Here is a 13238-nt window from a genome sequence, read left to right on the forward strand (position 1 = left end):
CTCAAGGAACGGTCGCTTCCTTTGTACTCACCCTCTCGGGCTTTCCTCCGGGCGCTTCCCTTCGGTGTTTCCGACTCTATCAGATCTTTTCTCGATCCGATTTCCTCGGTGCTTTCCAGGTTCCCCGCGTTTTCTCGCGGTTTCCTTTCCGGCGGTTCCGACTTTATCAGAAGTTCTGAGTCGGTTTTCCCACCCGCTCCGGGCATCCGTGTCCAGCGCGTGAAGTGCTGGGGTTCCCGGTTGGGCGGAGCCGTAAACGTACTGGAGCGGGGCGCCTCGATGCAAATCGAGGCGCCCCGCTCGGGTGATGCTCCGACGAGCCGTCAGACCTCCACGACCACAGGGAGGATCATCGGCCTGCGGCGATACGTGTCCGAGACCCACTTGCCGAGGCTGCGCCGAACGAGTTGCTGGAGCTGGTGCGGCTCCACGACACCGTCCTGCGCGGACCGCTCCAGCGCTTCCGTGATCTTCGGGATGACGTCGGCGAAGGCCGAGTCCTCGATGCCGGAGCCGCGCGCCTGGATGTGCGGACCGCCGGTGATCTTGCCGGTGGACGAGTCCACGACCACGAAGACCGAGATGATGCCCTCGTCACCGAGGATCTTGCGGTCCTTGAGGGCCGGCTCGCCGACATCGCCGACGGAGAGGCCGTCGACGTAGACGTAACCCGCCTGGACCTTGCCGGAGATCTTGGCCTTGCCCTCGACCAGGTCGACCACGACGCCGTCCTCGGCGATGACGATCCGGTCGTGCGGGACACCCGTCAGCGCGCCCAACTCGGCGTTGGCGCGCAGGTGGCGCCACTCGCCGTGGACCGGCATGAGGTTCTTCGGGCGGCAGATGTTGTAGAAGTACAGCAGCTCGCCCGCCGACGCGTGGCCGGAAACATGCACCTTGGCGTTGCCCTTGTGGACGACGTTGGCGCCCCAGCGGGTCAGGCCGTTGATCACCCGGTAGACGGCGTTCTCGTTTCCGGGGATCAGCGACGACGCCAGGATGACCGTGTCGCCCTCGACGATCCGGATCTGGTGATCCCGGTTCGCCATCCTCGACAGTGCCGCCATCGGTTCGCCCTGGGAGCCCGTGCAGACCAGGACCACCTCGTGGTCGGGGAGGTCGTCCAGCGTCTTCACGTCCACGACCAGCCCCGGGGGCACCTTCAGATACCCCAGGTCCCTCGCGATGCCCATGTTGCGGACCATCGAGCGGCCGACGAAGGCGACCCGGCGGCCGTACTCGTGGGCCGCGTCCAGGATCTGCTGGATGCGGTGGACGTGGCTGGCGAAGCTCGCCACGATGATCCGCTTGCGCGCGCCGGCGAAGACCTGGCGCAGCACGTTGGAGATGTCGCGCTCGTGCGGGGTGAAGCCCGGGACCTCGGCGTTCGTGGAATCGGTGAGCAGGAGGTCGATGCCCTCCTGGCTCAGCCGGGCGAAGGCGTGCAGGTCGGTGAGGCGGTTGTCCAGCGGAAGCTGGTCCATCTTGAAGTCGCCGGTGTGCACCGCCATGCCGGCGGGGGTGCGGATGGCGACGGCCAGGGCGTCCGGGATGGAGTGGTTGACGGCGATGAACTCGCAGTCGAAGGGGCCGATGCGCTCGCGCTGCCCCTCGGCCACCTCGAGGGTGTACGGGCGGATCCGGTGCTCCTGGAGCTTGGCCTCGATCAGGGCGAGAGTCAGCTTGGAGCCGATCAGCGGGATGTCCGGCTTCTCGCGGAGCAGGAACGGGACACCGCCGATGTGGTCCTCGTGGCCGTGCGTGAGGACGATGCCCTCGATGTCGTCGAGGCGGTCCCGGATGGACGAGAAGTCCGGCAGGATCAGGTCGATTCCTGGCTGCTCCTCCTCGGGGAAGAGCACTCCGCAGTCGACGATCAGCAGGCGGCCGCCGTACTCGAAGACCGTCATGTTTCGGCCGATCTCGCCGAGACCGCCGAGCGGGGTGACTCGCAGACCGCCCTCGGGGAGGGGCGGGGGCGAGCCGAGTTCGGGATGCGGATGACTCAAAAGACTCTCCTCACCACACGCGCCACGTACCGGTCGGGCACGTGGCGCGTGAGACGTTCGTGCAGAAGCAGTTGTCGTTGTGGGGTGCGGGCACCGGTGGCCCGTCTCTTCTGTTGTTCTTCAGTTGTGAAGCCCGTGTGGTGCCAAGTCTGTTGTCAGAGCTGTACCCCGCCGGCGGCAAGATCGATCTTGAGCTGGGTGATCTCCTCGGGCGAGCACTCGACCATGGGCGAGCGCAGGGGGCCCGCGGGCAGTCCCTGCAGGGCGAGCGCGGCCTTCGTGGTCATGACGCCCTGGGTGCGGAACATGCCGGTGTAGACCGGGAGCAGCTTCTGGTGGATCTCGGTTGCCTTGACGACGTCGCCGGAGACGTACGCGTCGACGAGGGCGCGCAGGTCGGGGGTGACGACGTGGCCGACGACCGAGACGAAGCCGACCGCGCCCACGGAGAGCAGCGGGAGGTTCAGCATGTCGTCGCCGGAGTACCAGGCGAGGCCGGACTCGGCGATGGCCCAGCTGGCGCGGCCGAGGTCGCCCTTGGCGTCCTTGTTGGCGACGATCCGGGGGTGCTCGGCGAGCCGGACGAGGGTCTCGGTGTTGATCGGGACGCCGCTGCGGCCGGGGATGTCGTACAGCATGACCGGCAGGCCGGTGGTGTCGGCGACGGCCGTGAAGTGCCGGTACAGGCCCTCCTGCGGGGGCTTGTTGTAGTACGGCGTGACGACCAGCAGGCCGTGCGCGCCGTCGCGCTCGGCCTGGCGGGCCAGCTCGATGCTGTGGTGGGTGTCGTTGGTGCCGACGCCGGCGACGACATGGGCGCGGTCGCCGACGGCCTCCAGTACGGCTCGTACGAGGTCCGATTTCTCCGCATCGCTGGTGGTGGGGGACTCGCCGGTGGTCCCGTTGATGATCAGGCCGTCGTTGCCTGCGTCCACCAGGTGGGCGGCGAGTCGCTGCGCGCCGTCGAGGTCGAGTGCGCCGTCCGCCGTGAAGGGCGTGACCATGGCGGTGAGGACCCGCCCGAAGGGGGTCTGCGGAGTCGAGGTCGGAGCCATGGGTAACACGCTACTCGGTGCTCCCTGTGCGGTCTGCCCTCGGGGGGTCGGGAAAGTCAGGACAAATGCGGAGCCCGGCACTGCCTGCTCGGGGGTTCAAGCAGTGCCGGGTCCGTTTGATCAGGCTAGATGAACTTCTCTAAATGCCGCAATACGGACACTTCGCGAGGCTGATCCGTACATCCGTTCCGGGCGAGGGAACAGGGCTTCGTAGGTCTTTTTTACGGGGCCACGCGCCCGTTCGCGTTGAAGGCGGCGTGCGTCAGCGGCATGAGCTTCGCCCACTCCGCCTCCATCTTCTCGCCGACCATCTCGATCTCCCGCTGCGGGAAGGACGGCACCTTGGCCAGTTCGTGCTGGGTGCGCAGGCCGAGGAAGTGCATCAGGGAGCGGGCGTTGCAGGTGGCGTACATCGAGGAGTAGAGGCCGACGGGGAGGGCCGCGCGGGCGACCTCGCGGGCGACGCCCTCGGCGAGCATCTTCTGGTAGGCCGCGTACGCCTGCTCGTACGACTCCTGCAGGGTGCTGGTGACCGCCTCGTGCTGGGCCGGGGTGCCCTCGACGAAGACGTACTTGCCCGGGCGGCCCTCCTGGACCAGCTTGCGGTCGGTGCCGGGGACGTAGAAGACCGGCTGGAGCTCCCGGTAGCGGCCGGACTCCTCGTTGTAGGACCAGCCGACGCGGTGCCGCATGAACTCGCGGAAGACGAAGATCGGGGCACTGATGAAGAACGTCATCGAGTTGTGCTCGAACGGGCTGCCGTGCCGGTCCCGCATCAGGAAGTTGATCAGCCCCTTGGAGCGCTCGGGGTCCTTCTTCAGCTCGTCCAGGGACTGCTCGCCGGCGGTGGAGACCCGCGCGGCGAAGAGGACGTCGGCGTCCGAAGCGCTGGACTTCACCAGCTCGACGGTGACGTCACTGCGGAACGTGAGCGACTCGGGGGTGGTCACGGGGGTTGGGGTCCTTCCCATCACAGCTGTGGTTCGCGCCCACCTTACGGGGCACCCGCCCGGGCCACGGCAGTACCCGGCCTCAAAAATCCCACCACGGATTTTTTCCGACATGGGCACCTTTTGTGTCACTCGAGCGTCTGTATCGGTGAGGCCCACTCGTTCGATCCCAAAAGGAGACGTACCCGCGATGTTCCGTCGGCGCGAGCCCGTGCCCTTCGCCTCCCTGGCCGAGGCGGACAGGTTCCGGAGCAATGTCACTCCCCCGCCCCGTCCGCGGGCGTCCTTCGGGGAGATAGCCGGGCGCTGGCTGCTGGGACTCACCCTCGTCGCCGGGCTGGTGGGGGCCCTGATCCTCGGCATGCCGGCGATGTCCACCCCGTCCAGTACGCCGACACAGCAGTCCCAGGCCTCTCAGGGGCACTGACCCTTCCGACCACCCAAGGGTGGTGAGCGGGAACAGCGGCGGATAGCCTCACCGGCACAGCCACGCACGCATCGAGTGAGGACCAGCCGTGCCCCTGTCCTTTCTGACGGCCGACCGCACCTTCGAGGCCGCTTCCGAGAGCGCGTTGCCGTACGACGACCGGGAGCGCTGGCGGCGCCCCTACCGTCCCGGCCCCTGGCGTGTGGGGGTGGCGGCGCTGGTGCTGCTGCTCGCCTCCTTCGTGCTGTTCTCCGCGGTGGCCATAGCCCTGACCCGCTCGGTGTCCTCCGCCGGGGCGATCCTGGTAGCCGGGCTCATGGTCATAGCCGGGGCGCTGCGGCTCCTGCGCATGGGCGTCTGGGTGAGCGGGCGCGGACTGCGCCACGTCGGCTTCCTGGTGACGCGTACGGTGCCGTGGGCGCGGGTGATCTCGGTGCGAACGGCGCAGCAGCCGGTGCGCTTGCTGGGGTTGCCGCGGACGGTGCAGGGGCAGGCGCTGGCACTCATACGCAAGGACCGGCCGGCCACGGACACGCCGCCGCTGCTGACCACGCACACTCTGGACTTCCTGGGCCGCCCGGCCGCGTTCGATCGTGCGGCGGACACGGTGGAGGCTTGGGCGGCGGAGTACGGCCGCGGGCGCGGCTGAACCGAAGGGTGCCGGGTGCAGGTGCCGGCCGCGGGGTTGGATCGCCTACCGGCACCTGCAGGGTGCCGCCTGAAGGCAGCGCAAGGGCCGGACACGGCTCGGCGACGGCGCCGTCTGCCGGCGTCAGGCCTCGGCCGGCTTGCCGTCGTGCAGGGCGATGGCCTTTTGCATCGCCTTGCGGGCGCGGGGGGTGTCGCGGGCGTCGTGGTAGGCGACGGCGAGGCGGAACCAGCAGCGCCAGTCGTCGGGGGTCGCCTCGGTCTCGGCCCTGCGCTTGGCGAAGACCTCGTCGGCCGAGTCCCGGTCGATCCGGCCGCTGGGCAGGCGCTTCAGCTCGTCCACGGGCAGTCCGCCCTCGGCGTCGAGTTCGGCGGCGAGAGCATTGGCCCTGCGGACGAACTGGGTGTTCTTCCACAGGAACCACAGGCCGATGACCGGCAGGATCAGGACCGCGACCCCGAAGGTCACGGTCACGACCGTGCCGGACTGGATGAGCATGATGCCGCGGCTGCCGACCAGGACGAAGTAGAAGACCAGGACGGCGGCCGTGACGAGGTAGGAGATCTTCGCGCGCATCGGGGAGTCTGTCTCAGCTCAGGTCCAGGAAGTGCTCCAGGCCGAAGGTCAGGCCCGGAGTGGTCACCACGCGGCGGGCGCCGAGCAGGATGCCCGGCATGAAGCTGCTGTGGTGCAGGGAGTCGTGGCGGATGGTCAGGGTCTCGCCCTCGCCGCCGAGCAGCACCTCCTGGTGGGCCAGGAGGCCGCGCAGCCGTACGGCGTGGACCGGGATCCCGTCGACGCTGGCGCCCCGCGCGCCGTCCAGCGCCGTCACCGTGGCGTCCGGTGCCGGGGCCGTACCGGCAGCCCTGCGGGCCTCGGCGATGAGCTGAGCCGTGCGCGTGGCCGTACCGCTCGGAGCGTCCACCTTCTTCGGGTGGTGCAGCTCGACGACTTCGACCGACTCGAAGTACGGCGCGGCGATCTGCGCGAACTTCATCGTCAGGACGGCGCCGATGGAGAAGTTCGGCGCGATCAGCACACCGGTCTCCGGGGACTCGGCCAGCCAGCCCCTCAGCCGCGCGAGGCGCTCCTCGGTCCAGCCGGTCGTACCGACGACCGCGTGGATGCCGTGGCGCACGCAGAAGTCGAGGTTGTCCATGACGGAGTCGGGGGTGGTCAGCTCCACGGCGACCTGGGCGCCGCTCTCCGCCAGCGTCTGGAGCTTGTCGCCCCGGCCGAGGGCGGCGACCAGATCCATGTCCTCGGCCGCCTCGACCGCCTTGACCGCCTCGGACCCGATCCGGCCCCTGGCACCGAGGACCGCCACGCGCAGCTTGCTCATCTCTTGCTTCCTTAGGGAGTGACCGGGAGGTGATTAGGCGACGGCGTCGTGCAGCCGCGCGGCCTGCCTGTCCTTCAGCGGGCCGATGACCGACAGCGACGGGCGCTGTCCCAGGATGTCGCGGGCGACCGAGCGGACCTCGTCCGGGGTGACCGCCGCTATCCGGTCCAGCATGTCGTCGACGGACATCTGCTCGCCCCAGCACAGTTCGCTCTTGCCGATGCGGTTCATCAGCGCGCCGGTGTCCTCCAGGCCGAGGACGGTGGAGCCCTGGAGCTGGCCGATGGCGCGGGCGATCTCGTCGTCGGTGAGGCCGTTGACGGCGACGTGGTCGAGTTCGTCGCGGCAGATCTTCAGCACGTCGTGCACCAGACTCGGCCGGCAGCCGGCGTACACGCCGAACAGGCCGCAGTCGGCGAAGCCGGAGGTGTACGAGTACACGCTGTAGGCCAGGCCCCGCTTCTCCCGGACCTCCTGGAAGAGACGGGAGGACATGCCGCCGCCGAGCGCGGTGTTGAGCACGCCCATGGCCCAGCGGCGGTCGTCGGTGCGGGCGAGGCCCGGCATGCCGAGGACGACGTGTGCCTGCTCGGTCTTGCGGCCGAGCAGCTCGACCTTGCCGGAGGTGCGGATCGTACGGCTGCCGTCGCGCGGGCCGATGGGCTGCGCGTCGAGGCCGTTGAAGGCGCCCGCCTTCTCGAAGGCCGCGCGGACCTGTCGTACGACCTTGGCGTGGTCGATGTTGCCGGCGCAGGCGACCACCAGGTGGGTGGGGTCGTAGTGCTTCCTGTAGAAACGGCGGATGCGGTCGGCGGTGAGGGCGTTGACCGTGTCGACCGTACCGAGCACGGGGCGGCCGAGGGCGTTGTTGCCGAACATGGTGTGCGCGAACAGGTCGTGCACACAGTCGCCCGGGTCGTCCTCGGTCATGGCGATCTCTTCGAGGATCGCGCCGCGCTCGACGTCGACGTCCTCCTCGAGGATCAGCGAGCCGGTCAGCATGTCGCAGACGACGTCGATGGCGAGCGGCAGGTCGGTGTCGAGCACACGTGCGTAGTAGCACGTGTACTCCTTCGCCGTGAACGCGTTCATCTCGCCGCCGACGGCGTCGAGGGCGGAGGAGATGTCCAGCGCGCTCCGCTCGCGCGTGCCCTTGAAGAGCAGGTGCTCCAGGTAGTGCGTGGCGCCGTTCAGGGCCGGGGTCTCGTCGCGGGAGCCGACGTGCGCCCAGATACCGAAGGTCGCGGAGCGGACCGAGGGCAGGGTCTCGGTGACGATGCGCAGGCCCCCGGGGAGGGTGGTCTTGCGTACCGTGCCGATGCCGTTGGTGCCCTTGATGAGGGTTTGGGTACGGGCGACGGCCCGCGCCTCCGAAGAGGGGCGGGCCGTCACCTTGGAGCTACGGGACGTCACTGCTCGGCGTCGTCCTTGTCCGACTCGTTGCCTTCTTCGCCCTCGATCACCGGAACGAGGGAGAGCTTGCCGCGGGAGTCGATCTCGGCGATCTCGACCTGGACCTTCTGGCCCACGCCGAGGACGTCCTCGACGTTCTCCACGCGCTTGCCGCCGGCGAGCTTGCGGATCTGCGAGATGTGCAGCAGACCGTCCTTGCCAGGCAGCAGGGAGACGAACGCACCGAAGGTGGTCGTCTTGACGACCGTACCGAGGTAGCGCTCGCCGACCTCGGGCATCGTCGGGTTGGCGATGCCGTTGATCGTGGCGCGGGCGGCCTCGGCGGAGGGGCCGTCGGCGGCACCGATGTAGATCGTGCCGTCGTCCTCGATGGTGATCTCGGCGCCCGTGTCCTCCTGGATCTGGTTGATCATCTTGCCCTTGGGGCCGATGACCTCGCCGATCTTGTCGACCGGGATCTTGACGGTGATGATCCGCGGGGCGTGCGGGCTCATCTCGTCGGGCCGGTCGATGGCCTCCATCATCACGTCGAGGATGTGCAGGCGGGCGTCGCGGGCCTGCTTGAGGGCCGCGGCCAGGACGGAGGCGGGGATGCCGTCCAGCTTGGTGTCGAGCTGGAGGGCGGTCACGAACTCCTTGGTGCCGGCGACCTTGAAGTCCATGTCACCGAAGGCGTCCTCGGCACCGAGGATGTCGGTGAGGGTGACGTAGTGCGTCTCGCCGTCGATCTCCTGGGAGATCAGACCCATGGCGATACCGGCGACCGGGGCCTTCAGCGGCACACCGGCGTTCAGCAGCGACATGGTGGAGGCGCAGACCGAACCCATGGACGTCGAGCCGTTGGAGCCGAGGGCCTCGGACACCTGGCGGATCGCGTACGGGAACTCCTCACGCGTCGGCAGCACCGGCACCAGGGCGCGCTCGGCGAGGGCGCCGTGGCCGATCTCGCGGCGCTTCGGGGAGCCGACGCGACCGGTCTCACCGGTGGAGTACGGCGGGAAGTTGTAGTTGTGCATGTAGCGCTTGCGGGTCACCGGGGAGAGGGTGTCCAGCTGCTGCTCCATGCGGAGCATGTTGAGGGTGGTGACGCCCAGGATCTGGGTCTCGCCACGCTCGAACAGCGCGGAGCCGTGCACCCTCGGGATGGCCTCGACCTCGGCGGCGAGGGTACGGATGTCCGTCACCCCACGGCCGTCGATGCGCTTCTTCTCCTTGATGACGCGCTCACGGACCAGCTGCTTGGTGAGCGAGCGGTACGCGGCGGAGATCTCCTTCTCGCGGCCCTCGAACTCCGGCAGGAGCTTCTCGGCGGCGAGACCCTTGACGCGGTCCAGCTCGGCCTCGCGCTCCTGCTTGCCGGCGATGGTGAGCGCCTGGGCGAGCTCGGGCTTGACCGCGGCGGTCAGGGCCTCCAGGACGTCGTCCTGGTAGTCCAGGAAGATCGGGAACTCGCCGGTCGGCTTGGCGGCCTTGGCGGCGAGGTCGGCCTGGGCGCGGCACAGGACCTTGATGAAGGGCTTGGCCGCCTCCAGACCGGCGGCGACGACCTCCTCGGTCGGCGCCTCGGCGCCGCCCTCGACGAGCTTGATGGTGCCGTCGGTCGCCTCGGCCTCGACCATCATGATCGCGACGTCGCCGTCCTCCAGGACGCGCCCGGCGACGACCATGTCGAAGACGGCGTCCTCGAGCTCGGTGTGCGTCGGGAAGGCGACCCACTGACCGCGGATCAGCGCGACGCGGACGCCGCCGATCGGGCCGGAGAAGGGCAGACCGGCCAGCTGCGTGGACGCGGACGCGGCGTTGATCGCCACGACGTCGTACAGGTGGTCGGGGTTGAGGGCCATGACCGTGCAGACGACCTGGATCTCGTTGCGCAGGCCCTTCTTGAAGGACGGGCGCAGCGGGCGGTCGATCAGCCGGCAGGTGAGGATGGCGTCCTCGGAGGGACGGCCCTCACGGCGGAAGAAGCTGCCGGGGATCTTGCCGGCGGCGTACATCCGCTCCTCGACGTCCACCGTGAGCGGGAAGAAGTCGAGCTGGTCCTTGGGGTTCTTGGAGGCGGTGGTGGCCGACAGCACCATGGTGTCGTCGTCCAGGTACGCCACGGCGGAACCGGCGGCCTGCTTGGCCAGGCGGCCCGTCTCGAAGCGGATCGTACGGGTGCCGAAGGCGCCGTTGTCGATGACGGCCTCGGCGTAGTGGGTCTCGTTCTCCACTAGCGTTTTCTCCGTTACATATCGTCTTTCGTCCCTTGGCTGCCCGTGTGGCAGGGGGACGGCGGTGGAGAAGCGCGCCGTGCGGTGCGGGCCGGTCTTCGATCGAAGCACCCGGGGCTCGCTTCCCCCCGGGGGCCACTACCGAGGACCGGCGGCGGCGAAGTGCGCTTCTCCTCGTTCTGTGTTGTACGTCGTTCTGTGTCGTACGTATTGCGTTGTGCTACCACACTACAAAGCGTGAGTGACACTCCGCACGTTTCCGCATGTACGACGAAGGGAGCGGTCCCCGGGTGCTTCGGGGAACCGCTCCCTTCACGGCGTCTTACTTGGCGCCCGCCGCACCACGGCGGATGCCGAGGCGGTCGACCAGCGTACGGAAGCGCTGGATGTCCTTCTTCGCCAGGTACTGGAGAAGGCGGCGGCGCTGACCGACCAGGATCAGCAGGCCACGACGGGAGTGGTGGTCGTGCTTGTGGGTCTTGAGGTGCTCCGTCAGGTCGGAGATCCGACGGGAGAGCAGAGCGACCTGGACCTCGGGGGAGCCGGTGTCACCCTCCTTGGTACCGAACTCGGCGATGATCTGCTTCTTCGTAGCGGCGTCGAGCGACACGCGTACTCCTCATAGTCTGTTGAGTGCCACCGAGTGCCCCCGGTCTACGTCTCGGGGGAGCTTCCGTTACTCGGAAGGCGGGGATCCGCTGGGCGCGGCCACCAGAGCCTTTTCAGAGGGCTCCGGAGGTGCGTACACAAACGGCCGTCACTCAGGGTACCAGCACGGTTCGGCCGTCCGTGTCACCGGTCGCGCTGGGCGTTCCAGATCAGGACGGCCACGATCACGAGGACCAGGACGGTGACCGCCATCCACACGAAGCCGCTGCCGCCGGATCCGTGGCTCCCGTAGTGGTGGTAGCTGCCGTGATAGCTGCTGTGGTAGCCGCCGCCCCGGCCGCGCCCAAGGGCGAGGACGTCGGTCGACGGGAGGGACCATGGGGCAGTGCCGGGCATGCTCATGCCCGGGAATTTACGTGGACATGGCATGTCACGGGCACGCCCGTTGCCTGCCTGTGACGAAACCTCCGCTCTCCGGGCACAAGCGGCCGCCCGTCCGCCCTGCCTGTCCAGCCCGCCCCTCCTCCGGGCGTTGACCAGGCGATTTCACCGTACGCGTGCGTGGGCTCCCAGTAGGGTGACAACGCAACGCCGTCCGTATGCCGAAGGGGGCCGCTTCACCATGGCCGAGACACAGGGCACGAGCGCCGGGACACCGGCGCCGGAATCGCAGGAAGACGTCAAGGCGCGCAAGGAGCGGGAACGGGACGAGCTGTACGCGCTCGACATCTCCGGCGTGGAGTGGCACTGCGCGCCCGGCACGGAGGCGCACGAGGAGCGGGTCGAGATCGCGTACCTGCCCGCCGGGGCGGTGGCGATGCGCTCCTCCCTCGACCACGACACCGTGCTGCGCTACACCGAGGCGGAGTGGCGGGCGTTCGTACTGGGGGCGCGGGACGGGGAGTTCGATCTGGGGCCTTCGGAGCGGAATGGGGGGCTTGGGGGGTAGTGAGCGGAACGTGAGAAAGGGCGGCACCATGCGTGCCGCCCTTTTTTCCGTGCCATCCCCGGCGTCGGTCCTCAGCTGGTCATCGCCCGTGCACGCGCGTACACGTCGAACACGGCCAGTGCCAGCGGGATCAGCGTGAGCAGGACGAAGCTCTCGGCGATCTCCAGGAAGCGGCCCCAGAAGGGGGTGACACCGCGGCGCGGAGTGATCAGACCGATCGCGGTGACCAGGGCGGTGGCCGCGCCGACCGCCGCGGCGAGCCAGATGCTGCGGATGTCGAGCGACGAGGTGTCGCCCTGGAAGGCATCGATCAGATAGCCCCGGGGCGGGTTCAGGGCAAGCCCGAGGCCGAGGAAGACGAGGGCGGCGAGGCCGGCCGCCAGGGTGGCACCGACCTGCGCGGTGTAGCGGAAGAGGTGTGCCCGCATCAGCATGGCCACGCCGGTCGCGAGGGCCAGGAGCTGGGCCCACGTGTTGCTGGAGAAGCCGAGGACGATCGACGCGCCCACGGCGACGAGGGCACAGCCGCCGACGAGGCCGACGAGGAGTTCGTGGCCGCGCCGGGCCTGGGCGGCCACCCGCTCTGCGTCCACGGGCTCCTGCGGGGCGGGCTCGCCGGTGTCGTAGCCGCCGCGGGAGGGGTTGGGCGGTTCGAAGCCGATGGGCAGCCGCGCGAAGCGCATGGACAGGCCCGGCAGGAAGGCCAGCGCAACGACGGACAGCGGGGCGCAGATGGCGGCCGTCTCGATGGGCCTCAGATCGGTGAGGGTCGCGATGAAGGTGGTGCCCAGACCGATGGCGGAGGCGAAGAGGAACGCCACGAAGGGTCCGTCACCGCCGGGCGAGACCAGGGTGAGCACCAGGGAGGCGACCAGGACCGCCGTGCAGGCGAGCAGGAACTGGAGCCGTCCGATGCCCTCGTGATCGGCGAGCGGCAGCAGTCCCGAACCGGCCACGCCGATGTTCGGCAGGGCGCCGAGTCCCAACGCGACCGCCGAGCCCCGGTCGTCGTACACACGCGCGCGCACGCAAGCGATGGTGACCAGCAGGATGCCGGTGACGCCCGCGACGATGCCCTGCAGGCTGTGCATGTCGTGGTGGACCTGGGAGCTCCAGGCCACGAAGGCGAGCAGCGCGGGCAGGATGCCGCCCGCGACGAGGCCGGCGGCGCGGGTGAGGTCGCCGCTCCACAGAGTGCGGTCGCGGGTGACGGCCGAGGCCACCGCCTCGGAGACGTCGTCGAGGACGGCGGGCGGCAGCGACTCGGCGAACGGCCGCAGGGTGAGCAGCTCGCCGTCGAGGATGCGTTGCGCCGTGAAGGACCGGGCGCCGTCGAGGACGGTGCCGTCGCGCCGTACGAGGTGGTAGCCGACCGGAGCGCCCTCGGCGGGGCTCTGCTGGGACAGGCGCAGTATCTCCGGGTACAGGTCGGCAACTGGTACGTCGTCGGGCAGCGCCACGTCGATGCGGCTGTCGGGCGCCACGATGGTGACCCGGCAGAAGCCGAATCCCATGCCCGCCCCGGAAGGGGCTCCGGTGCCGTGTCCGCCGGGCGCGCCGGCCGGCGCGGAGGCCGTCATGCTCACCTGCTGTTCCCCCTCGTCGGTGGTGGGGCGGTC

General features: G+C 69.2%; 13 protein-coding genes. 3 read left to right on the top strand and 10 right to left on the bottom strand.

What is annotated here, in order from left to right:
- Positions 1-323 precede the first annotated feature (323 nt).
- The 3 genes from AB0M27_RS36995 to thyX form a co-directional block, all read right to left on the bottom strand.
- A complete protein-coding gene (locus AB0M27_RS36995; protein WP_365728706.1) occupies positions 324-2009 on the bottom strand; it encodes a ribonuclease J in 1686 nt (561 codons plus the stop codon).
- A 155-nt stretch (positions 2010-2164) separates the two neighbouring features.
- Entirely contained in the window at positions 2165-3064 is a 900-nt protein-coding gene (gene dapA / locus AB0M27_RS37000; RefSeq protein WP_365728708.1) for a 4-hydroxy-tetrahydrodipicolinate synthase, read from the bottom strand.
- Between the two features lie 221 nt (positions 3065-3285).
- A complete protein-coding gene (thyX, locus tag AB0M27_RS37005; protein ID WP_365728710.1) occupies positions 3286-4035 on the bottom strand; it encodes an FAD-dependent thymidylate synthase in 750 nt (249 codons plus the stop codon).
- Positions 4036-4204: 169 nt separating this feature from the next.
- Between thyX and AB0M27_RS37010 the strand changes: the two genes are divergently transcribed.
- Together AB0M27_RS37010 and AB0M27_RS37015 are read left to right on the top strand one after the other, a co-directional pair.
- Positions 4205-4441 carry a hypothetical protein gene (locus AB0M27_RS37010; protein ID WP_365728712.1) on the top strand — a complete coding sequence of 79 codons (237 nt, stop codon included), beginning with the start codon at positions 4205-4207 and terminating at the stop codon, positions 4439-4441.
- A gap of 88 nt (positions 4442-4529) precedes the next feature.
- Positions 4530-5090 carry a hypothetical protein gene (locus AB0M27_RS37015; RefSeq protein ID WP_365728714.1) on the top strand — a complete coding sequence of 187 codons (561 nt, stop codon included), beginning with the start codon at positions 4530-4532 and terminating at the stop codon, positions 5088-5090.
- A gap of 123 nt (positions 5091-5213) precedes the next feature.
- Here AB0M27_RS37015 and AB0M27_RS37020 read toward each other — a convergent pair whose 3' ends face one another.
- The 6 genes from AB0M27_RS37020 to AB0M27_RS37045 all read right to left on the bottom strand — a co-directional run bounded on the left by AB0M27_RS37020 (position 5214) and on the right by AB0M27_RS37045 (position 11072).
- Positions 5214-5666 carry a tetratricopeptide repeat protein gene (locus AB0M27_RS37020; RefSeq protein ID WP_365728716.1) on the bottom strand — a complete coding sequence of 151 codons (453 nt, stop codon included), beginning with the start codon at positions 5664-5666 and terminating at the stop codon, positions 5214-5216.
- Positions 5667-5679: 13 nt separating this feature from the next.
- Complete coding sequence (gene dapB, locus AB0M27_RS37025) at positions 5680-6432, bottom strand: 4-hydroxy-tetrahydrodipicolinate reductase (RefSeq protein WP_365728719.1); 753 nt, start codon at positions 6430-6432, stop codon at positions 5680-5682.
- Positions 6433-6465: 33 nt separating this feature from the next.
- Positions 6466-7845 (bottom strand): pitrilysin family protein, encoded by a 1380-nt coding sequence (locus AB0M27_RS37030; RefSeq protein WP_365728721.1) that lies wholly within the window; start codon positions 7843-7845, stop codon positions 6466-6468.
- Entirely contained in the window at positions 7842-10061 is a 2220-nt protein-coding gene (locus tag AB0M27_RS37035) for a polyribonucleotide nucleotidyltransferase (RefSeq protein ID WP_365728723.1), read from the bottom strand. Before AB0M27_RS37035 ends, AB0M27_RS37030 begins: the two co-directional genes overlap by 4 nt.
- 322 nt (positions 10062-10383) lie before the next feature.
- Positions 10384-10671 carry a 30S ribosomal protein S15 gene (gene rpsO / locus AB0M27_RS37040; protein WP_030619140.1) on the bottom strand — a complete coding sequence of 96 codons (288 nt, stop codon included), beginning with the start codon at positions 10669-10671 and terminating at the stop codon, positions 10384-10386.
- Positions 10672-10853: 182 nt separating this feature from the next.
- Positions 10854-11072 (bottom strand): hypothetical protein, encoded by a 219-nt coding sequence (locus AB0M27_RS37045; protein WP_365728738.1) that lies wholly within the window; start codon positions 11070-11072, stop codon positions 10854-10856.
- A 220-nt stretch (positions 11073-11292) separates the two neighbouring features.
- On the opposite strand from AB0M27_RS37045, the gene AB0M27_RS37050 reads away from it, so the two are divergent.
- Positions 11293-11619 (top strand): DUF397 domain-containing protein, encoded by a 327-nt coding sequence (locus AB0M27_RS37050; RefSeq protein ID WP_365728740.1) that lies wholly within the window; start codon positions 11293-11295, stop codon positions 11617-11619.
- A gap of 71 nt (positions 11620-11690) precedes the next feature.
- Here AB0M27_RS37050 and eccD read toward each other — a convergent pair whose 3' ends face one another.
- Positions 11691-13199 (bottom strand): type VII secretion integral membrane protein EccD, encoded by a 1509-nt coding sequence (eccD, locus tag AB0M27_RS37055; RefSeq protein WP_365728776.1) that lies wholly within the window; start codon positions 13197-13199, stop codon positions 11691-11693.
- Positions 13200-13238 lie beyond the last annotated feature (39 nt).

The organism is Streptomyces sp. NPDC052107 (genome assembly GCF_040680215.1).
In the GTDB taxonomy this organism is placed as follows: Bacteria; Actinomycetota; Actinomycetes; order Streptomycetales; family Streptomycetaceae; genus Streptomyces.